Source organism: Microvirga sp. HS2 (assembly GCF_055792805.1).
Genome location: NZ_JBVVAJ010000021.1, coordinates 59,982 through 83,247, shown reverse-complemented (window position 1 = coordinate 83,247; position 23,266 = coordinate 59,982). Strand labels below are relative to the sequence as shown.

The following is a 23,266-nucleotide window of genomic DNA, read 5'->3' as shown; positions in this document are numbered from 1 at the left end:
CGGAAATCCTAAAAGAGAAAGTGAGGCACTGGCTAAGTTTGTGCCCCCGGTGTGCCCCGGACCCCAAAAATGCGAAACGCCCCGAGCAGGGCGCTTACGAAAAACATTAGTCTTTTCTTAGAATTAGTTATGGTAGCGGAGGAGGGATTTGAACCCCCGACACAAGGATTATGATTCCTCTGCTCTGACCAACTGAGCTACTCCGCCCCAAGCCGCGGGGCGAACCCGCGTCAGGCATGCGGCGATATAGGGAAGATTAGGCCTCAGTGTCAAGAAAGAGCCTGAGGCATCCGGTGAATTTGTGTCGGTTTTTCTCAGGCCCCGAACGGCCAAGCTGTTTTGTCGGTGCCAAGGCCATCGAACGATCGGCTCCCTGGCTCAGACGGGCTTACCCCTTGGGCTTCATGCGCCAAAGCTGAAAGCCCTCCGTCGAGATGGCCTGTTCAATCGTCCTGCGGGAGAACTTGTGAGGAGGAGTCTCGCGGGAGCCGAGACTGCCGGTCAGACCCCAGGGACCATACTTGGCAGGGAGCTTGCTGCCGGATTCGTCACCCGCAAATGCGTGCAGATCTTCCTTGGCCTGGGATGTGAACATGAAAAGACGCATCGGAATGACTTTCGTAATTATGTGCAGGGACTTGAGACCAAGAAAATAGGGTCCAGGCCGCAAAAGTCACCTCGATCACCAGGAAAAGGGCTTTCAAGACGGAAAAGCGGGCCTTAAGCCCGCTTCCGGATCCTCATCAGCTTGAAAAAGCCGGCAGGGAAGAGCGACCTGAGCTCGACCACCTCCATGAACCCGGTCCTGTTGGCCCAATCCTCGACACGGGAGGCCTTGAAGGAGGAGCTCCATCCGATCGCCTTGGCGAGAGGCGCCGCCATTTCCTCCAGAGCCGCAATGGGTCCGGAAGGCTGCCCCCAATGGTTGGCCAGCACGATCTCGCCGCCGGGCTTCAGAACCCTGGCGAACTCCGACAGGGCCACCTCGGGCTCCGGCACGAGGGTGATGATGAACTGGGCCGTCACCGCATCGAACATCCCATCGGGAAAACCCAAGCGGGTCACATCCATCACCTGCAGGCTTTTGACGTGGGACAAGCCGCGCTTCTCGACCTTGTCCTGTGCCCGGCGCAGCATATCCTCGGAAAGATCGACTCCGTAAACCTCGGCATGCCGGGGGTAATAGCCCAGGGACAGGCCTGTGCCGACGCCGGCCTCAAGAACCTTCGGACCGCAGGCAACTGCGGCATTGACAGCCGCCCGGGCGGCGGGCTCCGTCAGCTTGTCGTAAACAAGGTCATAGATCGGCGCCCAACGCGCGTAGGCTTTGCGCATCAGGGCCGTAGTCGCTCCATCCGTCATGCAAGTTCCTTCAGAGGGACGCCTCAGGCCGCGGCGGGCGCGGCTTCGGCAACTGTGCGGGCAATAGTGCCTCCGCCAAGCACCCGTGCCCGCGGAGCATCGCTCTCATAAATGACACAAGCTTGACCGGGAGACACCCCATCCTCCGCCGATAACAGCTCGACAGTAGCGTCGGTTCCTGTGGACCGTAAGATGGCCGGGCGCGGCTCGCGGGTGGAACGGACCCGCACGGCGACCTCCCTCCCCTGTTCACCAAGGGCTTTCAGCGGCTCGTCCCCGAGCCAGTTCACGTCCGTGATGCGGATGAGGCGCGTGGCGAGAGCCTCACGGGGGCCGACCACCACTCGAGCCTCGGCGGCGTCAAGGCGAACCACGTAAAGCGGCTCGCCGACGGACAGGCCCAGGCCTTTCCGCTGCCCGACGGTGTAGTGGATGATCCCATCGTGGCGACCGAGCACCCGGCCATCCACATGGACGATGTCGCCGCCCTGGACGGCGCCCAGCTTCAGGCGCTCGATCACATCGCTGTAGCGGCCCTGCGTCACGAAGCAGATATCCTGGCTATCCGCCTTCTCGGCCACGGTGAGCCCGAACTCGCGGGCCAGTTCACGGGTCTGCTCCTTGGGCAACTCCCCTAAGGGAAAGCGCAGGAGATCGAGCTGCTCCGGCGTCGTGGCATAAAGGAAATAGCTCTGATCCCGATCCGGATCGGCCGCCCTGTGCAGGGCGCGGCGTCCGTCCGGCAGGCGGCGGCTCGCCACATAATGCCCGGTCGCCAGCACGTCGGCGCCGAGTTCCTTGGCGGTTTCCAGAAGATCCCGGAACTTGATGGAGCGGTTGCACTCGACGCAGGGGATCGGCGTCTCGCCCGCCAGATAGCTCTGGGTGAAACGGTCGATGACGGCCGCGCGGAAGCGCTCCTCGTAATCGAGCACGTAATGGGGGATGCCGATGGCTTCCGCCACGCGGCGGGCATCGTAGATGTCCTGGCCCGCGCAGCAGGCGCCTTTGCGGTGAGCGGCTTCGCCATGGTCGTAGAGCTGCAGCGTGATGCCAATGACATCGTAGCCCTGCTGCTTGAGCAGCGCAGCCACGACGGAGGAGTCCACGCCGCCCGACATGGCGACCACGACACGGGTCTCGGCAGGGCTTTTAGGAAGATCAAGTGAGTTGAGCATCGTTCCGTCCAGAGGCGCCGTTCAAGGCGGCGCACGGGAGGGGCCAAAGCCCTTCTATAGCGATGCCCGGTGAATTCTTAAAGAGAAACGTGCCGCAATAAGCCCGTGTTAACGTTTATGGCTAAGCTTAGGCTCACTCGTAACCGCCTGGATGGGCTTAGGAAAACATTAAGCCCCACCCTTTAGGTTCGAGCCTAGCAAAGGTCGTTGAATTTTTGTGTGAGCGTATCATGACCGAACCCCACCGCCCAAGGGTCAAGTATGTCATTGGGCCCGACGGCAGTCCCCTGACGATTGCCGACCTGCCTCCCTCCAGCACCCGCCGCTGGGTCATCCGCCGCAAGGCCGAAGTCGTCGCCGCCGTCCGGGGCGGTCTTTTGAGCCTCGAAGAGGCCTGCCAGCGCTACACGCTGACTACGGAAGAATTTCTGAGCTGGCAGATGTCCATCGATCAGCATGGTCTCGCCGGCCTCCGGACCACCCGCATTCAGCAATACCGGCAGTAAGCCTGAAAGCGTGACAGAACCCAGAACGAGGCGCTGCTCCACCGGGCGGCGCCTTTTTCGTTGCCTGCCGCTCCAGGGCGAAGCTGGGCCGTTAAGGTGTTCCTAACCATACATTGGGCATAAATCCTTACTCTTCACTTGGATAGGTACGAATCGTGCTCAGCGCCCAGGACATGCCGGAACAGCAGCTCCTCGCCCCTTCCCATGCAGCCCTCTCGCCCTCCTCTGCCGCCGATCAGACCGTCGAAGCGCTCAGGCGGATCCTGGTGGGGCATACCATTGCGGATGTGGAGCGCCACCTGATCCTGGACACCCTGACCCATTGTCTCGGAAATCGGACCCATGCGGCCCGCATTCTCGGCATCTCGATCCGGACGCTGCGCAACAAGCTGAATGAATATATGGGAGCCGGGATCCAGGTGCCTGAACCTGGCCAGAAGCCACCACTGACCGCCTGAGGGTCGGACGCCATCCCTTCTTCCCTATGCGAGAGGCCGGGCAGCCTGCGCGGTCCGAACTATCCTATTGATCGGATGACGAGAGCGGCGGCGGCGGGATGGAACTGCTGTCCACGGCTCCTCTCGTCCGCCAAGCCTGCGCCAGCCGGGCCCGCTCGAAGAGGAGCACGACCACCAGCGACATGGCGAAGGGAATCAAAAGATAGAAGAGGCGGAAGATGATGAGCGCCGCGAGCACATCCGCCTTGGGAATATCGGGCATCGCCGTGAGGAACACGAGCTCGAAAACCCCGAGCCCGCCCGGTGCATGACTCACCAGAGCCGCCGAGAAGGAGGCGAGGAACACGGCGAGCACGATCAGGAAATTGGGCTCCAGATGCGCCGGAAGCACGAAATAGATGATGCCGGCCGCCCCGAGCAGCTCAAGAGGAGCGGCAATCAGCTGGCGCACCATGATGGCGGGACGTGGATATTCCAGCTTGGCCTTGCGGATCACGAGCGGGGGCAGATGCAGGATCGAGCCTGCCACGTACAGAGCGACGAAACCCAGTAGCAGCAATCCGACGCCGCGAGCCGTTGCCGGATTGGTGAGCGCGGAAGGCAACAGGTCTTCCAGGCGGTGCAGGAGCGTCGGATCGACCGTCAGCACCACGCCGCCGAGGAGGATCGTGCCGAGACCGAACGTAAAGGAGCAAAGGGCCACGAGAACGGCGATCTGCGGCGCGCCCAAGCCCTTGGAGGTGTAGGCGCGATAGCGCACGACGGCGCCCGAGAACACCGAAGCGCCGATATTGTGGGACAAGGCATACGTCGTGAAGGACGTAATGGAAACGAAAAGCCACGAGATATGGCGAACGCCGAGGTGCAGAAGCGCGATCCGATCGTACCAGGCCAGGGCCGCGTAGGCGACCAGGGTGGACAGGGCGGCCATAGCGTAACGATGGGAGGGCACCGCCGTCAGGCTGCCCCAAACATCGTCGAGGGACATCCCGCGCAATTCGCGATAGAGAAGCCAAATGGATACGACAACCGCTACAAGCCCAATGACAGGCCAGATGAACTCACGCACTTTCTTCATCGAGACGGTCGTGCTCCTTCGTTCCATTCTCTGTGCCCTATAATCCCTTCGAACTGCAAGAGGAAACGGCTCTGAAAGTACGGACATAACGTCCGATCCGGCAGCACCTGCGCCACCCGTTCGGCCGGATCCGGCATTGCCCTTCGGGAGGACCCGTGACAGAGCGGTGACGCGGATGGTCGGATCGGAGGTGGCCCCATGACGAAACCCCAGACGGTGCTGAATCTGAGCGGTTACACGGATCTGCCGCAGGGGAAGATCGCGGCCGTCGTCACCTATCTCGAAATGCGTCCCCCTCCCCCGGCCCTCCGCGCGGAAGCTCAGGAAGGTTGGTCGCTTCAGCCCCTCAACGCCGATCGCGCTCGCTACAGAACTCTGTACCGGAGGATCGGTGAGCCTTGGCTGTGGTTCAGCCGTGTGATGATGTCGGACGAGGAGCTTGCCGGCATTCTCGGAGACCCGAAGGTTGAAGCCTATGCTCTCCACGACGGCAAGGACGATATCGGGCTTCTGGAGCTCGACTTCAGGCCTGAGAGAGAGGCCGAGCTGGCTTTCCTGGGCCTCGTGCCCGGAGTGATCGGAAAGGGGGCCGGACGTTATCTCATCAGCGAGGCGATCCGCAGGGCCTTCGCCCGGCCGATCGATCGCTTCTTCGTTCATACCTGCAGCCTCGATCACCCGGCTGCCCTCGTCTTCTACATGCGCTCAGGCTTCACACCCTATCGTCGGGCCATCGAGGTATCGGACGATCCCCGGCTCCAGGGGCACCTTCCGCGGGACTGCGCCCCCCATATCCCGGTGATCGGCTGAGGTAAAAGAAAAGGACGCGTCGGGCTGCGACGCGTCCTCTTCCGATCCGTTCGGATGAAATGATCAGGCGATGGCCCGCAGGGCGCGCGCCTGTCCCATCTGGCTGATGGCCGGATCCAGAGACGACCGCTCGCCGGCGCGCTCCCGATCCTCCAGGCTTTCGGCTCTCTTCAGCTCTTCGAATGCCTCTCCGAGTTCGGCCTTGGCATCGTCGAGCTGGGTGTGAAGGTTCTGAGCCGACATGCGAAGGTTGTCCCGCCGCTGGGCCGCGGCGCGAGCATAGGTCGGATAGGCGAAATGGTTCGGATCAGTGATCCCGGCCTTCTGCTCCTCCGCTGCGATCTCCCGATCAAGGTCAGCCGCCATGCGGTCGAACTCGGCGATCATCATCTCGATCTGCGCCACTCTCCGACGTTTCTCGTCGACTTGAAAGCGCTTGAGGCGGATGAGCGTATCCCGCGACTTCATTTTGATTCAACTCCACACGTCGCTGTTTCACGTGCCCGCCGGATCGCTCAGTTATCTGCCGGGCATGAGGCATCATGGGACACGGAAGTTGACTCTTCCTTACCGGCGCGACCGAAAAGCCGTTGAAGGAGAGCAACCTAGAGGGAGTTTGCCCGTTCGCGACCGACGGCGAGGCTTGCGCAAGGCTTGCGTCAACGTTTCGTTTACTGATTTCGTTAACACTGCCCCTGTCACGCCTGAAGCTCGGACGGAGCGACAGGCACGAGCGAGCGAAACCCTTCGTTTGCAACGGTTTCGAATGGAGCGGCGGAGTTCCGTATGGGCACCTTGAATCCACAGGCTAAGCACTTTGAGCGACAGATTGGCGGCGCCATGTCGTTAAGCCCTTGCATGCATGAATCAGGGTTTGTTAACCATTCTGAACTAGCGTCACGAATCAGTGAAAAAGGGCATCCGCCGCAGGCCCGATGGCGGATGGGGAGCGGCAAGCAACCCGCAAGCTCCAGGGCATGGGCTGGGGAATAGACATGCGCGTACTTCTCATCGAAGACGATAGCGCGACAGCGCAAAGCATCGAGCTGATGCTGAAGTCCGAGAACTTCAATATCTATACGACGGATCTCGGCGAAGAGGGCATCGACCTCGGCAAGCTATACGATTACGACATCATCCTTCTCGACCTGAATCTGCCCGACATGTCGGGCTATGAGGTCCTGCGCACGCTGCGCGTCGCGAAGGTGAAGACCCCGATCCTGATCCTGTCCGGCATGGCCGGCATCGAAGACAAGGTGAAGGGTCTCGGCTTCGGCGCCGACGATTATCTGACGAAGCCCTTCCACAAGGACGAGATGGTTGCCCGCATTCACGCCATCGTGCGCCGCTCGAAGGGGCATGCACAGTCGGTGATCACCACAGGCGATCTCGTCGTAAACCTCGACACCAAGACGGTCGAGGTCGGCGGCGCCCGAGTGCATCTGACAGGCAAGGAATACCAGATGCTCGAGCTGCTCTCGCTGCGCAAGGGCACGACGCTCACCAAGGAGATGTTCCTGAATCATCTCTACGGTGGCATGGACGAGCCGGAGCTGAAGATCATCGACGTCTTCATCTGCAAGCTGCGCAAGAAGCTCGCCAATGCCTCTCAGGGCAAGAACTATATCGAGACGGTGTGGGGCCGCGGCTACGTGCTGCGTGAGCCGAACGAAGCCGACGAGCGCATCGCCGTTTGAGCGAAGCGGTAAAAAGAACAAAAAGCCCGGCTATGTGCCGGGCTTTTTTATAAAGCGAATGCTGAGGGCCATAAATGACCTCGATACGCTTGCGCATCGTGTGGACCCAGCAGATCGCATTCAACGACGCGCTCATTCAAGAAGAGAGCACCGGATAGGTCTAAAAGTGGATTCCACTTTTGGGTCTGATGCTCTCATGGCTGGCAGACATCCGTGCCTTATTGAGGGGACTGCCGTGCCATTCGTCTTTTGAGCGAATGATCCCGTTGGTCGGGAGTACCTCATCCTGGCTGGCGCAATCACGGCGTCGAGTCTGGTGAAGGTTATTTCGCCATCGCCACTTTCGTCTTCATTGCGCACGGCGCGACTTCTCTTTCGCAAGAGACCACGCCCGTAGAAGATCAGAAATTCATGCGCTCTGGCTATGGCAGGCCCCATCGGCGCCGTAGTCGCATTTGATGGATTGTGGACAGGTCTATGTCGACACCCTGAGCACGAGCGAAGCCTTCATGGGTTCGTGCTTCGCTACGCCTGCCACTCTAGTGATCGTCTCGGCGGGTGCTTGTCCCGGCCCTCGCAGTCCGCAAGGGCGAGCAGGTTGCGTAAGGCGGGCGATCTTTGAAATCCGACCGCCTTACACCCTGAATCAATCTTACATCGTCGCTGCTGTGATCGTCACTTCGTCGCCCTCAATGCTGAAGGCGATGTTCATGTTCGACGCACGCGCCACCATGCCGGCGTAAAAGACCTGGATGCCGTGGGCATCCACCGTGCCGCTCTCCGAGGTGCCTGCCAGCAGATCCTGCGAATGGGCGGGAATGCGCGCATTGAGGCCCTTGGCCTTGATCGAGAATTCGCAATTCTCCGCGTCGCCCGTCACCGTTACGGAAATGGCGCCGCCGCGCGGGATGGCGGTGGTGGCGATCATGATCAGGTTGAGGAGAAGCTTGACCCTGTTCTTCGGGAAGAGAAGACGTGGGGAGGACCAGGAGAAGCTGATCTTGTCGTCCAGGAAAAGACCCCGCGCCACCTGCTCGGCATCGCCGAGGTCGATGGACGCTCCGGCGGAACCGGCCGCGCCGAAGGCGAGACGGGCGAACTGAAGTCGGGCGGAGGCCTGGCGGGCGCTCTTCTGGATCAGGTCGAGGGCGAACTCGCGCATCGAGGTGTCGCTGTCATCCTCCAGGACCTCGAGCCCGTTGACGATCGCGCCCACCGGCGAAATCACGTCGTGGCAGACGCGCGAGCAAAGGAGGGCGGCGAGATCGAGCGAATCAAGAGAGATGGTGGCCATAAGGGCTCCGGAAGACCGTAAGTTCAACACTGGATTCATGAAATTCTGAATTTCAGGTTTCACGAAGACAGCCGAAGAGGAAAGAGAATGTGAACCGAGATACCCGGCTATGAGTTCTTTGGAAAGCAGGTAAAAGAGATCGACAGGTCTTCCGAGAACAGGCACAAATCCATCATGCGGCTCGACGTCTCCCATCCTGATGAAATTGCCCTGAGGCTTGCCCCTATAGCCGCAGAGGCCGCCCATCTTCTCCGCGGCATGGAGAGCGCGCTGATCGAAAAGCACATCAAGCCTGACGGCAGCCCGACCACGGCGGCCGATCTGGCTGCGGAAGAGCTGATCATCCGCCGCCTGCAGGAAGCTTGGCCCCATGTGCCGGTAGTCGCGGAGGAGACGGCCAGCACGGCTCATTCTGAGAATGTCTTCTTTCTGGTGGATCCCCTCGACGGCACGGGAGACTTCATCCGCGGCACGGGCGAATACAGCGTCAACATCGCAATGATCCGGGAGAGCCGCCCATTGGCCGCCGTCGTTGCTGCGCCGGCTCTGGGCTCCGTCTGGATCGCAGGCACCAGGGCCCGGATGAGCACCATGCCGCCGGAGGGCGATGATAGGTTCGACTGGCAGGACATCGGGGTCAGGAACGCGCCCGAAGAGGGCCTCGTCGCCCTCGTGAGCCGCCGGCACGGGGACAGCGCCACGGAAGCCTGCCTGTCCACCCTGTCCATCGGCACGAGGCGCATGACGTCCTCCGCCCTCAAATTCTGCCTCATCGCCTCGGGCCAGGCCGATATTTATGTGCGCTGCGGAGCGACGATGGAATGGGATACGGCCGCAGGCGACCATATTCTCTGCTGCGCCGGAGGCAGCGTCGTCGGCCCGGGCGGCATTCCCCTGACCTATGGTCATGAGGAGCGCGGCTATCGGAATGGTCCTTTCGCCGCGCTGGGTGATTCCTCGCTCGCACTCAAGCTGGACCTTCCGGCAGCGGCGGCCTGAGAACCCTGGAGCCGGCCCTGCGGCACAAAAGCGCCGGTTATACAGAGATTGTTAGGGTTGATGCCCGTAAAGTCAGGGTTCGGTAGAAGCCGTCCGGCCCCAAAAGTCGGATCGTCCCCTGTCTTGTACGAGGAGATAGCCCATGCGCTCCCGATTTTCATTGGCTGCCGCGGTGGCTTTAGCTGCCCTTGCCGGCGCCCTCCCCCTTCAGGCTGCGGCCCAGAGTGTGCAGCGCGCCTATGCGAACAATCCGGGCGGGCCGAACTCCTTCAATTCCAACGAGCTGGTCGAGTCTGGCCACCAATTCTTCGGCTCGGCGTCCAGAGGCTTGGCGACGGCCCTTGAGGAGGCCGTGCGCCGGTGGGGCGAGCCAAACGGCTATATCCTCGGCCAGGAGGCCTCCGGGGCCCTCATTGGCGGCCTGCGCTACGGCGAAGGCAAGCTGTTCACTCGCAATGCGGGCCAGCGGAAAATCTTCTGGCAGGGACCGTCGGTCGGCTTCGATTTCGGCGGCGAAGGCGCGCGGACCATGATGCTCGTCTACAACATGCCGTTCACGGACGCCCTCTATAAGCGCTTCGTCGGGATCGACGGCTCGGCCTATTTCCTCGGCGGCTTCGGCGTGACGGCTCTGGCGGCCGACGAAATGATCGTGGTTCCGATCCGCACGGGCGTCGGAGCGCGGCTGGGTGTCAACATGGGCTATCTGAAATTCACGCCGGAGCCCACCTGGAACCCCTTCTAGGGATCCCTGCGTCCCCAGGGCCCGCTTCCCTACCGGTGGAAACAGTTCAAAGATGCACTAAAACCGGCAAGCTAGGGCCGATCGCCCTGGAAAGCTGCGCAGGCACAAGACAAGGTGCTTGAGCGTTACCGGTCAGGTCTCTTGGAGTTGGCGTCCGCGTGGTTGAAAGCATCATGATTTTTGCGCTGGGGTTTGTGGCTGCAACCCTCATCGCGCTCCTCATCATCCCTGCCATCAATGCCCGTGCGGAGCGTCTTGCGCGTCGCCGGGCCGAGGCGCTGTTTCCCATGTCCATCTCCGAGCTGACGGCGGAGAAGGATCACCTTCGCGCCGAGTTCGCGGTGCTGCAGCGCAAAATCGAACGCAAGGCCGAGGAAGCCCTGGCCGCCAAGCACGAGAGCATGGAAGAGCTGGGGCGTCGCGCCGTGCGGATCGAAGCTCTCGAGAGCACTCTGGCCCAACGCGACGTGACGGTCGCGCAGCTCGAAACGACACTCGCGGAAGCGCAGACGAAGCTCGCTGCCATCGACGACGAGCTGGGCCAGACCCGCACCTTTCTGTCCAGCACCCGCGAAACCCTTGCGGCGCTCGAGAATGCACATCGGGCGACCCTGGACGAATTGTCCAATACCCGCATGGAGCTCGACATCACCCAGAGCGAGCGCTCCAAGCTCAAAACCGAACTGCTTCATGCGCAGGAAAAGTTCGCCCAGGTGGAATCCGGATACACCGATGCCGATCAGCGCCTGACGGCGGCCCTCACCGAGATCGACGCCAAGCGAATCGCGATCTCGGATCTCGAAACCCGACTGATGACGCAGACGGCGCGCGGCAACGACTTCGAGCGCGCTCTCAACGAGCGCCACTCGGAACTCTCGGACGAACGCAAGCGCCTTACCGATCTCGCGCGTGACCTGGCGGCCGAGCAGGAGCGCGGACTGATCCTGGAGCAGCGCATTCGTGAAGTCGAAGCGGAGCGCGACGAGGCGCAGAACCGCCTCACCAGCCAGGAAGGCTCCGGCAAGGGAGATGAAGAGCTGCGCCGCCAGATCAGCGAAGTCGCCGCGAAGGTGATGAACGCCAACGGCGGCCCCTCGCGCCGCGGCGGCAACGGGCGCAACAACAGGCGGCGCGGCAAGCCGGCTGGAAAGCAGAACCAGCCTGGTCCCGCCGCGTCCTGAGCCTTACACGTTCTGAGTTTATTTCGGCTCGACCCGCTGATTGCCGCCAGGGCTGCCGGGCGGCGGGATGACCGGGGTCGTGCCCGGATTCGGCACGGGCGCGGGCACGGTCATGTCGGGAGCCCCGGTTTCCGGCGGGCGGATGACCCCGTCGGATTTTTCGAGCTTGTCGCTCAAGGTCGAACCGGTCGATGGCGGATCCTTGGGCGTCACCGAGCCCGGCGGCTCCACCTTTTCAGGGGGCAATTGCTGGAGTGGCGGCATGTTCGGCGCCTGCTGGTTCAGAACATTGGGGTTCTGCGCCAGCGCCGCCGTGACGCCGCCGGCCAGGGCCAGGGATAGAACCAGAATTCGCTTCATGGATCGCTCCTTTCGGGAGGCAACGGGCGATCCACGAGGCGGTTCCGCTTTGGCTATTCGGCGGCCATGCGCGGGCTCGTGGCCATCCGGATATAGATCTCACGCAGTTTCTTCGTGATCGGACCGGGCTTGCCGTCGCCGATGGCGCGCCCGTCGATGGAAACGATGGGGAGTACGAAAGTGGATGCGCTCGTCATGAAGGCCTCTGCGGCGTCATAAGCCTCTTCAACCGTGAACAGGCGCTCTTCGAGTTCGATACCTGCGTCTTTCGACAGGGCCAGGAGCGCCTTGCGCGTGATGCCCGGCAGGATGGCGTTCGACAGCGGGCGCGCGACGATGCGGCCTTCCCGGGTGATGATGAAGCCGCTGGAGGAGCCGCCCTCCGTCACGAAGCCGTCCTCCACCATCCAGGCCTCCTGCGCTCCCGCCTCCTTGGCAGCCTGTTTGGCGAGAACCTGAGCCAGCAGGTTCAGCGATTTGATGTCGCGGCGCTTCCAGCGCAGGTCCGGTACGGTGATGACGGCAATACCCGTTGCGGCGGCGGGCGCGTTCACAATGGACTTCGCCTGCGTGAACATGGCGACGCTCGGGGTGATATCGTCCGTGAAGGTGAAATCCCGCTCGGCCACTCCCCGGGTTACCTGGAAATAGATGAAGCCTTCCGTCATCCCGTTCCGGCGGGCGAGCTCCTCCTCGAGGTGCGTCCATTCCGTCCGGCTGTAAGGATTCGGGATGCGCACCTCGCGAAGAGAGCGCTCCAGGCGTTCGAGATGCGCGTCGTTGTCGACGAGTCGCCCTTCCAGAACGCCGACACCCTCATACACGCCATCCCCGAAGAGAAACCCTCGATCCATGAAAGGCACTCTTGCCTCCTCCAGGGGGAGGAAGGAGCCGTTCAGGAACACGATGCGGGACATGAATACCTCGAAGGATGGAGTTTTTGAGCAACCTTGGCCGATAGGCGATGCGGTCGAGCGACCTACATGAGCTGGCAAACCAGCATGGCCCTAGGTACTCTCTCGATGAAAGCGACGCCACCCCTTCTTTCGGCAGCCCTCCTGCTCCTGCTCGCCTCTCCCGTCTTCGCTTCGCAGGCGGCGCTGAGATGGTTCAAGAGTCAGGGATATGTCGAGCCTAATGGCGGCAAGATCATCGCCTGCCATGGCTATGGCTGTTCCCGGCGTCAGGTGGTTGCGGTGGATGGAGCCTGGCTCGGTCGGGCCAGCGCGCTCCTCAGGGCCGGCAGGGCCTCCCCCTCCGCGGAGCGCAATGCCCTCGCGCAGGTGGTGAGTTCCTATACATCCTATGTCACCGCCTCGATCGGCGGCAGGCCGGACCTCCCCGGCTCACCGGCCCAGATGTCCGGCGTGCACGGTCAGATGGACTGCCTGGACGAGACAGCCAATACGACGAGCCTGCTGCTCGTCCTACAGGAGAAGGGCTTGCTGACCTATCATCAGGTCGAACGGCCGGAGTCGCGGGGGTTCTTCCTGGATGGGCGCTACCCGCATTTCTCGGCGGTCATCGTGGAGAAGGGGAGCGGACAGGAATGGGCGGTCGACCCATGGAGGCGAGCGCCAGGCGAGAGGCCGGAAATCCTGCCGCTCGCTCAATGGCGGCAGAATTCCTGACCGGGGCAGCCTGAAGGCTTACTTCAGGTGCTGAGCGAGGTGCTTGTTCATCTCGAACATGGTCACCTTCGGCTTGCCGAAGATTGGCTGCAGCTTGTCGTCGGCGAGAATCTCGCGCTTGTTCTCGGGGTTCTGCAGGTTGTTCTTCTTGATGTAGTCCCACATCTTGCTCACCACCTCGCCGCGCGGCAGGGGGTTCGAGCCGACGATGGCGGCCAGCTCCTTGGACGGCTGCAGGGGCTTCTGAAGGGCATTGGGCTTAGAACCAGCGGCAGGCTTGGCATCAGCCTTCTTCGCTCCGGCTTTTCCGTCTGTCGTCTTGGTCGGCATGTATTCCTCCGGGAGTAGAGTGGGAAAGCTCGTCGGCAGCCGTCTGTCGTGGCACCGCAAGCCTATTGACCTTCCCTGGGTTGGAAAGTCCGGAGACTGTTTTCAAGACCCCAGTCCCCGATGGAAGGTCAATTCGCGCAGAGCTTATGTCTGCTCTGCGCCTTCAGCAAGATAGAGTTCAGGAATTTAGGCTGTTTTCGGAAAAGGGAGGATTCTCGCCGTTTCCTGAGGACGAGGATTCTCCGTTCCCTTGCCGGGGTGACGCCTGGACCGCTCGGCCGCCGAATGAACGTGAGAGACGATGGCTTCATTCGGGCAGGGCTTGGCCAGAAAGGCCGCCCCCAGCGGAAGATCGCCCTCGGCCGGCCAGCGGCGGCCCGACATGATGAGAATTTCGGTCTTCGGCCAGGATTCGTGAACCTTGTGAGCCAATTGGAACCCGTTGCAGCCGTTCGGCATGTCGACATCCGTGAGCAGAACGTCGATTTCGAGGCCTGCATCCAGAAGGACGATCGCCTCCGTCGAGTTCGCTGCCTCAACGACCTTGAACCCGGAATCTTCCAGGAGCTCGGCGACAAACAAGCGGATGAGAGGTTCGTCCTCGACCAAAAGAACTGTGGATGGGGATTCAGGCATCAGGCACTCGCGGACGGCACAATGCTCCAAAACGCTCGAGCGGCCGAGTTGTTCCACGGCCGAGACGGGCCGATGGGCGAATTCAAGCGGGTGACGGCTCGGTCCTGGGGAGAGACGTCCCCACATGGCGCGCCAGCCCCTCGGAAGCAATGTTCTTCAGTTTCGCCTCCACCTCGAAGTCGGTCCACCTGAGATGGCGCGCCACGAGATCGTTGAGAGCCCGATTCCACATGAGGTCGGAGTGACCCCGCAAGTCTCTCGGCTTGATCCCGGCCTGAACGAGTGCCTCATAATCCGGGAGAACGTGGACGTCGTGGTCAGCCAGCAGGGTCTCGCGGGACACGCTGACATGGCTGAGCGGCCGCACGCCGCGCCAGGAGGCCGCGATGGTTTCGATCCTGGGATCGTCCGGCTCGATGTACTCGCCCTCGCTCTTGATCCAATGATGGTGCAGATCGAGCACGAGAGGAACCATGTCCGCCAGCGGCAGCAGATCGTCGAGGCCGAAACTGACCTCATCGTTCTCGAGGGTGATCAGGTTGCGCGCGGTTTCCGACAGCCGCCGCAGCCCCTCCCGCAGACCCTCGGCTCCGACCGCCTTCGCGCCGCCGTGAATGTTGATATGCGCGCCGTCAGGGTGCCATCCCGCGCCGTATCCCAAATAGCGCATCACATCCGCATGATACTCGAACTCGGCCACACCATTGGTGACGGCCGATGGGTTTGCCGAAGCGATCACACAGAACTGGCTGGGATGCATGCTGAGACGCACGCCATGCGCCCGAGCGTGCTGCCCCGCGGAAGCGAGCTTGCTTTCGATCAGGCCTCTCAGATCGTGATCTTCATAGATTTGCCGGCATGCCGGATGCGTGTAGCCGGGCAGGAGATCGCTCGAAAGACGATGAAGGCGTTCCAGGGCGGGACGGGTTGCGACATGCTCAATCTGCCGTGTGATCGCATCCAGGTTATGAGACACGACGGAGACGATCTTGTCGTATGCCGCCTTCGGCTCAAGCCGGCCAAGATAGGCCATCGTGACCGTCGTTGTGTTCATCCGCCGCGCCGCGACCGCATCACGATCATCGGGCACGAACTTGCAGCAGAAGCCTAGTCGAGGAGTGGGCATGGTCGAGGCAGAATCTCGAATGACGGATTTCTGCCCCAAGCCATTAGCATGAATAGGCACGGGAAGAAGCGCCGCTGATCGATTGCAGAATGGCCCTCTCCTCGAAAGGCTTGGAGATAAAGGCGGCCTGGCAAAGGGATGAAGGCAAATCGCCAGGCTGAGATGCGGAGACGAAAGCGAATGGAATATCCCGCTCGGCGAGCGCCGATGCCACGCCGAAGCTCTTGCCACCCACCACGTCTACATCGAGGAGTGCATAATCGAAGCCATCGTCGAGGTGCTCGTAGGTTTCCGCAAGCGATGGGAAAACGCCGACAACCTCATGCCCATCGTCCTCCAGAATCGTCTGGAGGTCAGAGGCGATAAAAGGATCATCTTCCAAAATCAGGATACGCACACGAACACTCCGCCAGATTCAATCGACAGCTCTCGAAATCTGTATTCCCCGCTGACGGCAACCCTGTTCCAACCCTTGTGAGCAACGGCTTTGTGAAGACCGAGGTTCCAGCTCTGCTGAAATCTCCACGGCTTTCGACGGTTATGGTAAATTCCGAAGCGGCTCCTTGAAACTGAGCCGTTACAGCACCAAATCAGCATCAACCTGGCGGCACATCGCCTGCCAGATACGGTCACGATGCCGAAATGATGACGCCGGATGTACGCGCATCATTTCGCCGTGGCCGTTGCCTTTTCTGGCGCATCTCGTTCCTTGAAATCGCGGCAAAGAAAAAGCGCCGGCATCATGCCGGCGCTTTCACGCATATCAGTCAGAGGAGGTTTTCGTCAGTGCCTGTTGGCGTCTCGTTCCCCCGAACCGAACTCGCTTTCATGACGGCTGAACTGCGCCTCGTCGCCGGTGAAGTTCTCCTGCACGTATTCGCGGCCGCGATCGGCTGCCTCGCGGGCATAACGGAGACCCTGGTTGCGAACCTCGTCGGCCCACTCGCCGAAAACCTCGTTCTCGCGCCGTGTGCGCGGCAGAAGGGCTCCGAGGAGAAGGCCGGCAGCGAGACCCACTAGGCCGACGACCATCGGATTTTCGGAAACGTAGTCCTGCATGCCGCCCCGGACATTGCCGAACGCCCTGGCGGACCGGCCGCCCATGTGACGGACGCGACGGCGCTGTCCCTCATAGGCACCGGACGCCCATTCGGACGCCCGATCGTAAGTATCCCGCGCCCATTCGGAAGCACCCTCGTAGGCATCCTCCGCGCGATCGCGCATATCGCCGGCCATCTGTTGAGCCTTGCCAGCCATCGAGCCGCCCTGATCCTGCGTATCGCGCCGCTGGGTTTGGGATGCGCTTTTCTTCTCGTCCTGCGCATGCGGCATCGGCGCCTCGCCGATATTGCCCACCGAGGTCCCTGCCGAAACCCTGCCGGATCCGGTCTCAGTATGCGTTTCGGTCGGCGACTTGCCGCCTTCGTTCTTCGTGTTGGCCATGAAAAGCTCCTGTTCCGTTATCAAATGCGGGAGTTCGTTCTACGGCGGTCGAACATCCCGTCCGTCTGCTCCAGCGGAGCGGCTCCCGAGCCGTAAAGACGCAGATCGTCGGGCTCTCCCGTGAGATCCTGCTCGGTGATGAAATCCTCGTCCGCAGCGATCAGCCGGGTCGGACGGCGCCGCACGGGCCGCCCCAAGCGATAGGCCAGCAGGCCGAGCCCGGCAGCGATCAGCATCACCGGCACCGGATTGCTCCGCACCGTTTCGAGAACCCTGTCGTAGAGCGGGCCGTATTGGCTCGCCCGGGCTGTGCCCAGCATGTCGTCGACGACACCCGAAACGGTCATCTTGTTCTGGAGCTGATCGATGGTGCGGTCGAGTTGCGCACGGCTCTGCTCGATGTCCTTCTCCAATTCCTGAAGGCTCTGTGTCATCCTGCACCTCTTTCGGAGAGAACTTCCGCATCACGCTTGAGCGAACGCACAGTCCTTTGAGGCGTGAGCGCCGAGGCCGACATGGCATGGCGCCCGTAGAGACCAAGACCGATCGCGATGACAGCCAGAACACCGCCGACAATGAGAGCCGCCAGCGCTTCTGAATGGACAATTGTCGCCAGCCACTCGACAAGCGACTCCGTCAGGAGCATGACCGCGGCGATCGCGAAGATCGCCGCCACCACGACCATTGCAAGCCCGATGAAGAGGGTCCGGATATTCTGGGAAATTTCCGTGCGAAAGAGCGTGAATTCCTTCTGCGCGAGGTCGGTGGACTCGCGCAGGGCCTCACCGACGAGACCCTGTATGGTTTGATTGGTATTGCCCTGCATGAGCGCCTCCGTTCATGCCCCAGCTCTGGCGCCCGTGGGCTGTGCCGGCTGGGGCCTGTCGCGACGGGGCCGAGATACGCTCGGGTTCATGCGCTCCTGGCGCATATCCTCTGCGGTGCTTTTAAGAAAGCGCGCTGCCAGGAAGCCGACCGCAACCGATACGGCAGCCACCGTTGCCGGACGGCGTCGGACGACGTCCTCGAAATCATTGAAGATATCTGCGAAGCTTTTGTCACGGATCGAGTCCGCCAGATGCTCCAAGCCATCGGCAGCGCTGTCGACGACAGCGCGAATGTTCGGCCGCTCATCGAAGGAATGCGTCGACTCGCGCAAGGACGTTGCGAAATCCGCAACCGACTGGGCCACATCGTCCTTGCGGCGGTCGGCATAGTCGGTCGCCTGCTCGCGCGCCGAGTCGATGAAATAGCGGCCGCGCTCGACGGCCGCGCCGGCCATCTCGCCGACATCGCCCTTGAGGGCATCCCACTCGTCGCCCCCGCTATCCTGCTGCCTGTTTCCGTTTTGCTGTCCCACGCCCATGGTCAACCTCTCTCAATCGTGAGGAAGTAACCACCAGAAGCGCGGCAGGTTCCGCAGGGCTCAAGGCTCTTTCGCCCGGAATCCCATTCCCGCCAGAGAGTTCGGCCCCGATCCATCGCGAGGAAAGCAGCTTCTCACTCCGACTCCACCGGCCGGGCCCTTCAAAATCAGGGGCGCCCGATGTCGTCCGCATGAGGCACGCGCGGCGGGCCTGGGGCTCGGCTCAGCGCAGAGAGGCAAGCCAATCGACCAGATCGACCACCCTCCGGCGCATCTCGTCGTCCTTCAGACGCAAGTACCCGCGGACCAGGCGCTCGCCGTACGGGGTGAGCAGGAACTCGGCCATGGCACTGTCGGCCGCAGGTCCATTTCTCGAAAAGCCGGGGCAATCGCCGAAGAAGAATTCGATGTTCACGTCCAGGATGCCCGCGATCTGAAGAAGGCGGCTTGCCCCGATACGGTTGGCCCCCTTTTCGTATTTCTGGATCTGCTGGAACGTGAGCCCCAGGGCTTCTGCCAGCCTGTCCTGACTCATGCCGAGCATGAGCCGCCTCATCCGCACCCGACTCCCGATATGCCTGTCCACGCCACTGGGCGACCTCTGCTGCAATCCACTCTCCCATCGACGCGAGCCTGAGTTGAACCCTTATACCCCTTTCCTAACCAGGAGTAGTAGATATAGAATATACACCTTATGATAGAAATACCGTTGGGGGAACCGGTGCCACAGCACAGCTACGATCATGCGGCAGAGGCCTTCGATTTTATCGCAAGGATCGAAAATCTCCGTACAGCCGAAGCAATCATGGAGGAAATTGCCAAATCATTCGCCATTTTTGGCTTTGAAAACTTCATCATGACAGGTTTGCCGAACCCGAAAGAACGGTTCGAACAAGTCGTTATCCTGAAGAAGTGGCCCCTTGGCTGGTACGATATCTATGCGAAGCAGGATTATGTGAGGGTTGATCCTGTCATTCGCCTCTGCAGGACCACGGTGCAACCTTTCGAGTGGTCCGAGGCTCCTTTCAACCAGGAGAAGGAGCCCCGTGCGGCCGAGGTGATGCACCGGGCTACGGATTTCAGAATGAAAGACGGATTTTGCCTGCCGATTCACGGCGTCAATGGGTATGAGGCCTGCTTCTCCATGAGTGGCGTCGATCTGGACCTGACCTCGCGGGTCAAGCCCGCCCTCCACCTCATGTCCATGTATGCCTTCGAACGGGTCCGGCAGGTCCTCGATCCCCTCCCCTGTCGAAAAGCGGATCTCCTAACCCCTCGGGAGCGGGAGGCCCTCTTATGGGCTGCAGCGGGGAAATCGGCGGCCGATACCGGGGATATTCTTGGAATTACCGAACGTACGGTAACCGCCCATATCGTCAGCGCCTGCCAGAAACTCGGCGCCAGCAACAAAACTCAAGCCGTAGCACGGGCCATGCAGTACAAGCTGATTCAAATCTGATCCTGTACCTGTAATTTCCTACAATACCATTCGCCTATATTTTGAGTGAAATGTCATTCCGGCACAGAGGGGATGACATCGATGACCCATGTTCATGTGATTACGCACGATAACAGGTATTTATACGAGGACAGCATTCAGGAATTCTACCGTCTTCGCCATCAGGTCTTCGTGGAAGAGCGCGGCTGGAGCGGCCTGAGAAGCCCCACAGGGCTCGAGATCGATGCCTATGACAACGAACACGCCATTTATCTCCTCGCCATCGACTCAAACCGCGTCGTTGGCGGGCAGCGTCTCTATCCGACTCTCCTGCCCCACATGATCAGCGAGGTCTTCCCCCATATGGCGCAGCAGGGAATCCCGCGGTCGGCGGATACCTTCGAATGGACCCGTTATTTTGTCGTGAAGGAACGCCGCACGGGACGGACCGATTGCCGCCTTCTGGCGGCCATGCAGGAGTTCTGTCTGGAGGCAGGCATTAGCGAGGTCACTGCCGTCGTGGAGATGTGGTGGCTCCCGCGCTGGCAACAGACCAGCTTCAAGGTTCGCCCGCTCGGGCTACCTCAGATCATCGAAGGGCAACCCTGCATCGCAGCCGCCATCGAGATCTCGGTTGCAAGCCTCGAGCATGTTCGAAAACTTGCCGGATTGCGTGGGGCATCCCTCGTCCGGCACGGCATTCCAACCCATTCGATCCATCAGGTGCCCCATGTCGCTGCCTGACGATAAGCTCCCCCTTTCCACTTTCGTGCAAGAGGAGATGATTCATGGAGTTCGCGAGAATTTCTGTCAGTTGATCGGTCTGCTGCCTCCGGTCGCGCGCCTCAGGTTCCTGGCATTTCTGCATCTGGTCGAACAGCCGGACACCATGAAAGCAACGCTTGAGGTCCAGCCGTCGGGAACTTTGCGGTTGACGCTCGACACCGCGATCGACCCTTGCCTGCCCCACAGACACTGATACGGCCCTCACGCCGCCGCAAGGCAAGCCCCGCCGGAGGGCGGGGCTCCATCGCTATACCGGCGATCAAGCGGCTTTGGTGTTGACGCGTGCCTCTGCGAGCTTGGTCAGCAGCGCATCCGTCTTCTTCTCTTCCTCTAAATTCTGGTCGAGAAGTTTGGCGGCGTCGTTCATTCCCAACTCCTGAGCCCAGGTTCTCAGGGAGCCGTACCGCGTGATCTCATAGTGCTCCACGGCCTGGGCCGCAGCCAGGATGCCGGCGTCAAGAGCCTCGCTGTCGGCGAAGTCTTCCATGACCTCTTTGCCTTCCTCGATAATGCCGTTGATCGCCTCACATTGAACACCGCGAGCGGGTTTGCCCAGCATCTCGAAAACCTTCTCGAGACGCTCGATCTGCCCCTCGGTCTCTTCGCGGTGTGTTTCGAAAGCCTGCCTCAGCTCCTCGGATTCCGCGTTCTTGGCCATCTTCGGCAGCGCTTTCAGGATCTGCTTCTCGGCGTAGAAAATGTCCTTCAGGGTGTGAAGGAACAGGTCGTTCAAAGTCTTTTCCTTGGCGGGCATTGTCTCACTCCATGTTGGCAAGCCTGGACTCAACGACGGTCAAGTTTTCCGGTTCCTTACCGCCTAGGCTGCGGAACAACACCGATCAGCGTTGCGTTCGCCCCCTGCAATCGAAGGAGAAAGAACGTGGCGAATATCACCTCGGCAGGAGCCGGATCCCTGATGGATGGAGAGCCGAACCTCAGCACATCGGAGCGCGGCATCTACATGCTCGTCGGCCTCGGCCTGGCCGCCGCGGCCGCCAAACCTCGTCCGAACCCGCTGCTGAATGTGCTGGCCCTTGCCGGAGGCTCCTATCTGGCTTGGCGCGGCTATGTCGGCAATTGCCCGGTCAAAGCGGCTCTGATGGGCCATCACGAAGCGTGACTGACCCCATTCGCGCGCGCAAAGAAATGGGCCGCACTCGAGAGTGCGGCCCATTTGCCAAGACGACCCGATCAATAAGTCGTGGTGGAACGGCGGCCGACGATAAGGCCATAGATGAAGAGCACGATAACGGCTCCGACGATGGCGCCGATGAAGTTTGCGCCGTCATTGGGGCCATACCAGCCAACGGCTCTCCCGAGATAGGTGGCGACGACCGCGCCGATGATGCCGAGAATGGTGGTCATGATGAAACCGGAAGGCTCGTTCCGGCCCGGCATGATCCATTTGGCGATGAGGCCGGCCACGAATCCGATAATGATGGTCCAGATAATGGTCATGGTTTAATCCCTGAGTGGGTTGCCTTCTCAAGGAACGCACATCCCAAGCTAAGGTTGCGGCGCGCAGACGTCCGGGAACGGCATTTTTCCATGATCTCGCCGTAGTTGAAGAAGACCCTGCTTAAGCATATCCGGAGATGAAGATAATGAACACTGTATCACCCTGGACCTTCGAGGCTGTTCAGTTGCTCAAGGCACTGGCTCAGGAAGGAATGCCCCCCTCGGTGATCAGCCTCAAGCTCAAGCGCCCGATCGCGGACGTCCGCGCCAAGCTCAACGAACTTGGGATCGTTCCGGCGGCCGAGGAGCTCTGACCTCGACGACACACGCTCGTTCCGGACCCGCCGCCACCAATGACCGCTCAGGAACCGAGAGCTTCCGCTGAACGATAAGACAGCGATGGTAAGGTTTCCCTGACCGACATACAGCTATCTAACATTTCTTCAGCGGCAGCCGCCCTCCGGACCTACGGAGATGTGGCTCCGCCGGGTTGCCCTCCTCAAAAACCAAAGCCCAGAGAAAGAAGTCTCGCGCAAGCTACCCCCGCTATAGCGGCTACCAGTGCTTCTACAATGATGAGCACTGTGCCTTAAGGGGGGATATCAATGAAAATCAAAACAAAGCTCTATGCACTCGCTTCCGCGCTGAGTTTACTCGCAGCCGTCATCGCCGGCGTTGGAATCTATACCATCCGCACGTACGATGCGGCTATCGATGATGTGAGAGATTCTGCCCTTCGGGCTCTTTATGCCGAGCGCCTCAACCGGCTCGTCACCCACGTCGTGATGGAATCGCGGGGCATCTATGCTTCGACCACCACGCAGGAAGCTAAAAAATTCGGGGCAGGATCTCTGGTTGCACTCAAAGAGATCGATGCACTTCTCGGTCAATGGCAACCCATCCTACCCGCCGAGGACGTCGCGTCCTTCGAAGCCTTGAAGAAGCAAGCGGCCGACTTCAAAGCCTTTCGAACGGAAACCGTGCGCCTCGGAAGCGAGGTTTCGCCGGCTGCAGCGAACGCCCAGGGCAACACGGAGGCGAACCGAGCCAACAGAAAGGACTTTCAGGTCAGTATCGACGAACTGATGGAGCATGGAAGAAAGGCGATCGAGCGCATCGACCAGCAGACCACCATTCTTTATGACACGATGCTGAGGCTCCTGGTGTCCCTTGCTGCTGGTGGTGCTGTCATTGCGCTTCTCCTGTGCTGGCTGATCGGCAATCGCCAAATCGCTCGACCGCTTCAGATCCTCAATGCCGCTCTCCAGAAGCTGGCATCCGGCGACTTCAATCTGCCCCACGTCAAGTCCAGCCGAGACGAGATCGGCGATATCTGGAAGGCGACCCAGATCTTTGCCGGCGCCATGCAGGATGCTCAACGACT

At 61.0% G+C, this 23,266-nt stretch carries 31 protein-coding genes, 1 tRNA gene and 2 pseudogenes; 14 read left to right on the top strand and 20 right to left on the bottom strand.

All coding sequences use genetic code 11. The features are described 5' to 3' along the window. Nucleotides 1-130 precede the first annotated feature (130 nt). From ACS5Q0_RS17850 to mnmA, 4 genes are all read right to left on the bottom strand, one after another. Nucleotides 131-207 (bottom strand) — tRNA-Met (locus ACS5Q0_RS17850). Nucleotides 208-388: 181 nt separating this feature from the next. Further along, a complete protein-coding gene (locus tag ACS5Q0_RS17845) occupies nucleotides 389-595 on the bottom strand; it encodes a hypothetical protein (RefSeq protein ID WP_473127997.1) in 207 nt (68 codons plus the stop codon). Between the two features lie 125 nt (nucleotides 596-720). Then, nucleotides 721-1,362 carry a class I SAM-dependent methyltransferase gene (locus ACS5Q0_RS17840; RefSeq protein ID WP_473127996.1) on the bottom strand — a complete coding sequence of 214 codons (642 nt, stop codon included), beginning with the start codon at nucleotides 1,360-1,362 and terminating at the stop codon, nucleotides 721-723. Between the two features lie 23 nt (nucleotides 1,363-1,385). Beyond that, entirely contained in the window at nucleotides 1,386-2,540 is a 1,155-nt protein-coding gene (mnmA, locus tag ACS5Q0_RS17835; protein WP_473127995.1) for a tRNA 2-thiouridine(34) synthase MnmA, read from the bottom strand. Nucleotides 2,541-2,770: 230 nt separating this feature from the next. Between mnmA and sciP the strand changes: the two genes are divergently transcribed. After that, nucleotides 2,771-3,046 carry a CtrA inhibitor SciP gene (sciP, locus tag ACS5Q0_RS17830; protein WP_009763782.1) on the top strand — a complete coding sequence of 92 codons (276 nt, stop codon included), beginning with the start codon at nucleotides 2,771-2,773 and terminating at the stop codon, nucleotides 3,044-3,046. A 236-nt stretch (nucleotides 3,047-3,282) separates the two neighbouring features. Then, a pseudogene (locus tag ACS5Q0_RS17825) lies at nucleotides 3,283-3,504 on the top strand (helix-turn-helix domain-containing protein); the annotation flags it as partial. Nucleotides 3,505-3,568: 64 nt separating this feature from the next. On the opposite strand, the gene ACS5Q0_RS17820 reads toward ACS5Q0_RS17825, so the two are convergent. Next, a complete protein-coding gene (locus ACS5Q0_RS17820; protein WP_473127994.1) occupies nucleotides 3,569-4,582 on the bottom strand; it encodes a lysylphosphatidylglycerol synthase domain-containing protein in 1,014 nt (337 codons plus the stop codon). Between the two features lie 198 nt (nucleotides 4,583-4,780). On the opposite strand from ACS5Q0_RS17820, the gene ACS5Q0_RS17815 reads away from it, so the two are divergent. After that, on the top strand, nucleotides 4,781-5,392 hold the full coding sequence (locus tag ACS5Q0_RS17815; RefSeq protein WP_473127993.1) for a GNAT family N-acetyltransferase: 612 nt from the start codon (nucleotides 4,781-4,783) through the stop codon (nucleotides 5,390-5,392). Nucleotides 5,393-5,455: 63 nt separating this feature from the next. On the opposite strand, the gene ACS5Q0_RS17810 is transcribed toward ACS5Q0_RS17815, so the two are convergent. After that, the gene (locus ACS5Q0_RS17810) at nucleotides 5,456-5,860 is read right to left on the bottom strand and encodes a flagellar export protein FliJ (protein WP_473127992.1); all 405 of its coding nucleotides are present in this window, start codon (nucleotides 5,858-5,860) and stop codon (nucleotides 5,456-5,458) included. Nucleotides 5,861-6,387: 527 nt separating this feature from the next. Between ACS5Q0_RS17810 and ctrA the strand changes: the two genes are divergently transcribed. Further along, nucleotides 6,388-7,089 carry a response regulator transcription factor CtrA gene (gene ctrA / locus ACS5Q0_RS17805; protein ID WP_473127991.1) on the top strand — a complete coding sequence of 234 codons (702 nt, stop codon included), beginning with the start codon at nucleotides 6,388-6,390 and terminating at the stop codon, nucleotides 7,087-7,089. A 652-nt stretch (nucleotides 7,090-7,741) separates the two neighbouring features. Here ctrA and chpT read toward each other — a convergent pair. Beyond that, on the bottom strand, nucleotides 7,742-8,383 hold the full coding sequence (gene chpT / locus ACS5Q0_RS17800; RefSeq protein ID WP_473127990.1) for a histidine phosphotransferase ChpT: 642 nt from the start codon (nucleotides 8,381-8,383) through the stop codon (nucleotides 7,742-7,744). Between the two features lie 174 nt (nucleotides 8,384-8,557). Here chpT and ACS5Q0_RS17795 point away from each other — a divergent pair, with 174 nt between their 5' ends. The 3 genes from ACS5Q0_RS17795 (at nucleotide 8,558) to ACS5Q0_RS17785 (ending at nucleotide 11,308) form a co-directional block, all read left to right on the top strand. Then, nucleotides 8,558-9,382: a 3'(2'),5'-bisphosphate nucleotidase CysQ family protein gene (locus tag ACS5Q0_RS17795; protein WP_473127989.1), complete on the top strand. Its 825-nt coding sequence runs from the start codon at nucleotides 8,558-8,560 to the stop codon at nucleotides 9,380-9,382. A 142-nt stretch (nucleotides 9,383-9,524) separates the two neighbouring features. Beyond that, nucleotides 9,525-10,127 carry a DUF1134 domain-containing protein gene (locus ACS5Q0_RS17790; RefSeq protein WP_473127988.1) on the top strand — a complete coding sequence of 201 codons (603 nt, stop codon included), beginning with the start codon at nucleotides 9,525-9,527 and terminating at the stop codon, nucleotides 10,125-10,127. Nucleotides 10,128-10,300: 173 nt separating this feature from the next. Continuing rightward, nucleotides 10,301-11,308 carry a hypothetical protein gene (locus ACS5Q0_RS17785; RefSeq protein WP_473127987.1) on the top strand — a complete coding sequence of 336 codons (1,008 nt, stop codon included), beginning with the start codon at nucleotides 10,301-10,303 and terminating at the stop codon, nucleotides 11,306-11,308. Between the two features lie 18 nt (nucleotides 11,309-11,326). On the opposite strand, the gene ACS5Q0_RS17780 is transcribed toward ACS5Q0_RS17785, so the two are convergent. Together ACS5Q0_RS17780 and ACS5Q0_RS17775 are read right to left on the bottom strand one after the other, a co-directional pair. Next, the gene (locus ACS5Q0_RS17780; RefSeq protein WP_473127986.1) at nucleotides 11,327-11,668 is read right to left on the bottom strand and encodes a hypothetical protein; all 342 of its coding nucleotides are present in this window, start codon (nucleotides 11,666-11,668) and stop codon (nucleotides 11,327-11,329) included. Between the two features lie 53 nt (nucleotides 11,669-11,721). Further along, complete coding sequence (locus tag ACS5Q0_RS17775; protein WP_473127985.1) at nucleotides 11,722-12,585, bottom strand: D-amino-acid transaminase; 864 nt, start codon at nucleotides 12,583-12,585, stop codon at nucleotides 11,722-11,724. 84 nt (nucleotides 12,586-12,669) lie between these two features. Here ACS5Q0_RS17775 and ACS5Q0_RS17770 point away from each other — a divergent pair, with 84 nt between their 5' ends. Beyond that, nucleotides 12,670-13,299: a hypothetical protein gene (locus ACS5Q0_RS17770; protein WP_473127984.1), complete on the top strand. Its 630-nt coding sequence runs from the start codon at nucleotides 12,670-12,672 to the stop codon at nucleotides 13,297-13,299. Between the two features lie 18 nt (nucleotides 13,300-13,317). Here the strand turns inward: ACS5Q0_RS17770 and ACS5Q0_RS17765 are convergent, their stop codons facing one another. From ACS5Q0_RS17765 to ACS5Q0_RS17725, 9 genes are all read right to left on the bottom strand, one after another. Beyond that, nucleotides 13,318-13,629 (bottom strand): SWIB/MDM2 domain-containing protein, encoded by a 312-nt coding sequence (locus ACS5Q0_RS17765; protein ID WP_473127983.1) that lies wholly within the window; start codon nucleotides 13,627-13,629, stop codon nucleotides 13,318-13,320. 186 nt (nucleotides 13,630-13,815) lie between these two features. Beyond that, nucleotides 13,816-14,265 carry a response regulator gene (locus ACS5Q0_RS17760; protein WP_473127982.1) on the bottom strand — a complete coding sequence of 150 codons (450 nt, stop codon included), beginning with the start codon at nucleotides 14,263-14,265 and terminating at the stop codon, nucleotides 13,816-13,818. A gap of 82 nt (nucleotides 14,266-14,347) precedes the next feature. After that, entirely contained in the window at nucleotides 14,348-15,391 is a 1,044-nt protein-coding gene (locus ACS5Q0_RS17755; RefSeq protein ID WP_473127981.1) for a UV damage endonuclease UvsE, read from the bottom strand. 43 nt (nucleotides 15,392-15,434) lie between these two features. Further along, nucleotides 15,435-15,788 carry a response regulator gene (locus tag ACS5Q0_RS17750; RefSeq protein ID WP_473127980.1) on the bottom strand — a complete coding sequence of 118 codons (354 nt, stop codon included), beginning with the start codon at nucleotides 15,786-15,788 and terminating at the stop codon, nucleotides 15,435-15,437. Between the two features lie 386 nt (nucleotides 15,789-16,174). Further along, nucleotides 16,175-16,834 carry a hypothetical protein gene (locus ACS5Q0_RS17745; RefSeq protein ID WP_473127979.1) on the bottom strand — a complete coding sequence of 220 codons (660 nt, stop codon included), beginning with the start codon at nucleotides 16,832-16,834 and terminating at the stop codon, nucleotides 16,175-16,177. 20 nt (nucleotides 16,835-16,854) lie between these two features. Beyond that, nucleotides 16,855-17,268: a DUF3618 domain-containing protein gene (locus ACS5Q0_RS17740; RefSeq protein ID WP_473127978.1), complete on the bottom strand. Its 414-nt coding sequence runs from the start codon at nucleotides 17,266-17,268 to the stop codon at nucleotides 16,855-16,857. After that, complete coding sequence (locus ACS5Q0_RS17735; RefSeq protein WP_473127977.1) at nucleotides 17,265-17,660, bottom strand: phage holin family protein; 396 nt, start codon at nucleotides 17,658-17,660, stop codon at nucleotides 17,265-17,267. The genes ACS5Q0_RS17740 and ACS5Q0_RS17735 overlap by 4 nt, the downstream gene beginning before the upstream one ends. Nucleotides 17,661-17,672: 12 nt before the next feature. Further along, a complete protein-coding gene (locus tag ACS5Q0_RS17730) occupies nucleotides 17,673-18,200 on the bottom strand; it encodes a hypothetical protein (protein ID WP_473127976.1) in 528 nt (175 codons plus the stop codon). 223 nt (nucleotides 18,201-18,423) lie between these two features. Then, nucleotides 18,424-18,756 (bottom strand): helix-turn-helix domain-containing protein, encoded by a 333-nt coding sequence (locus tag ACS5Q0_RS17725; RefSeq protein ID WP_473127975.1) that lies wholly within the window; start codon nucleotides 18,754-18,756, stop codon nucleotides 18,424-18,426. A gap of 165 nt (nucleotides 18,757-18,921) precedes the next feature. On the opposite strand from ACS5Q0_RS17725, the gene ACS5Q0_RS17720 reads away from it, so the two are divergent. The 3 genes from ACS5Q0_RS17720 (at nucleotide 18,922) to ACS5Q0_RS17710 (ending at nucleotide 20,617) form a co-directional block, all read left to right on the top strand. Then, on the top strand, nucleotides 18,922-19,659 hold the full coding sequence (locus tag ACS5Q0_RS17720; RefSeq protein ID WP_473127974.1) for a LuxR family transcriptional regulator: 738 nt from the start codon (nucleotides 18,922-18,924) through the stop codon (nucleotides 19,657-19,659). A gap of 81 nt (nucleotides 19,660-19,740) precedes the next feature. Next, nucleotides 19,741-20,382, top strand: a complete 642-nt coding sequence (locus tag ACS5Q0_RS17715; protein WP_473127973.1) for an acyl-homoserine-lactone synthase — start codon at nucleotides 19,741-19,743, stop codon at nucleotides 20,380-20,382. Beyond that, complete coding sequence (locus ACS5Q0_RS17710; RefSeq protein WP_473127972.1) at nucleotides 20,369-20,617, top strand: hypothetical protein; 249 nt, start codon at nucleotides 20,369-20,371, stop codon at nucleotides 20,615-20,617. The genes ACS5Q0_RS17715 and ACS5Q0_RS17710 overlap by 14 nt, the downstream gene beginning before the upstream one ends. A 66-nt stretch (nucleotides 20,618-20,683) precedes the next feature. Here ACS5Q0_RS17710 and ACS5Q0_RS17705 read toward each other — a convergent pair whose 3' ends face one another. Continuing rightward, nucleotides 20,684-21,178, bottom strand: coding sequence for a YciE/YciF ferroxidase family protein (locus tag ACS5Q0_RS17705; RefSeq protein WP_473127971.1), 495 nt, complete (start codon nucleotides 21,176-21,178; stop codon nucleotides 20,684-20,686). Between the two features lie 126 nt (nucleotides 21,179-21,304). On the opposite strand from ACS5Q0_RS17705, the gene ACS5Q0_RS17700 reads away from it, so the two are divergent. Next, entirely contained in the window at nucleotides 21,305-21,544 is a 240-nt protein-coding gene (locus ACS5Q0_RS17700) for a YgaP-like transmembrane domain (RefSeq protein WP_473127970.1), read from the top strand. Nucleotides 21,545-21,615: 71 nt separating this feature from the next. Here the strand turns inward: ACS5Q0_RS17700 and ACS5Q0_RS17695 are convergent, their stop codons facing one another. Next, nucleotides 21,616-21,882 carry a GlsB/YeaQ/YmgE family stress response membrane protein gene (locus tag ACS5Q0_RS17695; RefSeq protein WP_473127969.1) on the bottom strand — a complete coding sequence of 89 codons (267 nt, stop codon included), beginning with the start codon at nucleotides 21,880-21,882 and terminating at the stop codon, nucleotides 21,616-21,618. Nucleotides 21,883-22,028: 146 nt separating this feature from the next. Here ACS5Q0_RS17695 and ACS5Q0_RS17690 point away from each other — a divergent pair, with 146 nt between their 5' ends. Together ACS5Q0_RS17690 and ACS5Q0_RS17685 are read left to right on the top strand one after the other, a co-directional pair. Next, a complete protein-coding gene (locus ACS5Q0_RS17690) occupies nucleotides 22,029-22,196 on the top strand; it encodes a hypothetical protein (RefSeq protein WP_473127968.1) in 168 nt (55 codons plus the stop codon). 291 nt (nucleotides 22,197-22,487) lie between these two features. Beyond that, nucleotides 22,488-23,165, top strand: a pseudogene (locus ACS5Q0_RS17685) (MCP four helix bundle domain-containing protein); the annotation flags it as partial. Between the last annotated feature and the right edge of the window lie 101 nt (nucleotides 23,166-23,266).

What these genes read in the sequence shown, in the direction of transcription:
- ACS5Q0_RS17770 (WP_473127984.1), top strand. Translation starts at nt 12,670, where the DNA reads ATGGCCCTAGGTACTCTCTCGATGAAAGCGACGCCACCCCTTCTTTCG.
- ACS5Q0_RS17775 (WP_473127985.1), bottom strand. Translation starts at nt 12,585, where the DNA reads ATGTCCCGCATCGTGTTCCTGAACGGCTCCTTCCTCCCCCTGGAGGAG.
- ACS5Q0_RS17785 (WP_473127987.1), top strand. Translation starts at nt 10,301, where the DNA reads ATGATTTTTGCGCTGGGGTTTGTGGCTGCAACCCTCATCGCGCTCCTC.
- ACS5Q0_RS17765 (WP_473127983.1), bottom strand. Translation starts at nt 13,629, where the DNA reads ATGCCGACCAAGACGACAGACGGAAAAGCCGGAGCGAAGAAGGCTGAT.
- ACS5Q0_RS17745 (WP_473127979.1), bottom strand. Translation starts at nt 16,834, where the DNA reads ATGGCCAACACGAAGAACGAAGGCGGCAAGTCGCCGACCGAAACGCAT.
- ACS5Q0_RS17790 (WP_473127988.1), top strand. Translation starts at nt 9,525, where the DNA reads ATGCGCTCCCGATTTTCATTGGCTGCCGCGGTGGCTTTAGCTGCCCTT.
- ACS5Q0_RS17690 (WP_473127968.1), top strand. Translation starts at nt 22,029, where the DNA reads ATGAACACTGTATCACCCTGGACCTTCGAGGCTGTTCAGTTGCTCAAG.
- ACS5Q0_RS17810 (WP_473127992.1), bottom strand. Translation starts at nt 5,860, where the DNA reads ATGAAGTCGCGGGATACGCTCATCCGCCTCAAGCGCTTTCAAGTCGAC.
- chpT (WP_473127990.1), bottom strand. Translation starts at nt 8,383, where the DNA reads ATGGCCACCATCTCTCTTGATTCGCTCGATCTCGCCGCCCTCCTTTGC.
- ACS5Q0_RS17695 (WP_473127969.1), bottom strand. Translation starts at nt 21,882, where the DNA reads ATGACCATTATCTGGACCATCATTATCGGATTCGTGGCCGGCCTCATC.
- ACS5Q0_RS17845 (WP_473127997.1), bottom strand. Translation starts at nt 595, where the DNA reads ATGTTCACATCCCAGGCCAAGGAAGATCTGCACGCATTTGCGGGTGAC.
- ACS5Q0_RS17760 (WP_473127982.1), bottom strand. Translation starts at nt 14,265, where the DNA reads ATGCCTGAATCCCCATCCACAGTTCTTTTGGTCGAGGACGAACCTCTC.
- ACS5Q0_RS17780 (WP_473127986.1), bottom strand. Translation starts at nt 11,668, where the DNA reads ATGAAGCGAATTCTGGTTCTATCCCTGGCCCTGGCCGGCGGCGTCACG.
- ACS5Q0_RS17755 (WP_473127981.1), bottom strand. Translation starts at nt 15,391, where the DNA reads ATGCCCACTCCTCGACTAGGCTTCTGCTGCAAGTTCGTGCCCGATGAT.
- ACS5Q0_RS17815 (WP_473127993.1), top strand. Translation starts at nt 4,781, where the DNA reads ATGACGAAACCCCAGACGGTGCTGAATCTGAGCGGTTACACGGATCTG.
- ACS5Q0_RS17820 (WP_473127994.1), bottom strand. Translation starts at nt 4,582, where the DNA reads ATGAAGAAAGTGCGTGAGTTCATCTGGCCTGTCATTGGGCTTGTAGCG.
- ACS5Q0_RS17730 (WP_473127976.1), bottom strand. Translation starts at nt 18,200, where the DNA reads ATGGGCGTGGGACAGCAAAACGGAAACAGGCAGCAGGATAGCGGGGGC.
- mnmA (WP_473127995.1), bottom strand. Translation starts at nt 2,540, where the DNA reads ATGCTCAACTCACTTGATCTTCCTAAAAGCCCTGCCGAGACCCGTGTC.
- ctrA (WP_473127991.1), top strand. Translation starts at nt 6,388, where the DNA reads ATGCGCGTACTTCTCATCGAAGACGATAGCGCGACAGCGCAAAGCATC.
- ACS5Q0_RS17705 (WP_473127971.1), bottom strand. Translation starts at nt 21,178, where the DNA reads ATGCCCGCCAAGGAAAAGACTTTGAACGACCTGTTCCTTCACACCCTG.
- ACS5Q0_RS17735 (WP_473127977.1), bottom strand. Translation starts at nt 17,660, where the DNA reads ATGCAGGGCAATACCAATCAAACCATACAGGGTCTCGTCGGTGAGGCC.
- ACS5Q0_RS17725 (WP_473127975.1), bottom strand. Translation starts at nt 18,756, where the DNA reads ATGAGGCGGCTCATGCTCGGCATGAGTCAGGACAGGCTGGCAGAAGCC.
- ACS5Q0_RS17710 (WP_473127972.1), top strand. Translation starts at nt 20,369, where the DNA reads ATGTCGCTGCCTGACGATAAGCTCCCCCTTTCCACTTTCGTGCAAGAG.
- ACS5Q0_RS17715 (WP_473127973.1), top strand. Translation starts at nt 19,741, where the DNA reads ATGACCCATGTTCATGTGATTACGCACGATAACAGGTATTTATACGAG.
- ACS5Q0_RS17740 (WP_473127978.1), bottom strand. Translation starts at nt 17,268, where the DNA reads ATGACACAGAGCCTTCAGGAATTGGAGAAGGACATCGAGCAGAGCCGT.
- ACS5Q0_RS17795 (WP_473127989.1), top strand. Translation starts at nt 8,558, where the DNA reads ATGCGGCTCGACGTCTCCCATCCTGATGAAATTGCCCTGAGGCTTGCC.
- ACS5Q0_RS17840 (WP_473127996.1), bottom strand. Translation starts at nt 1,362, where the DNA reads ATGACGGATGGAGCGACTACGGCCCTGATGCGCAAAGCCTACGCGCGT.
- sciP (WP_009763782.1), top strand. Translation starts at nt 2,771, where the DNA reads ATGACCGAACCCCACCGCCCAAGGGTCAAGTATGTCATTGGGCCCGAC.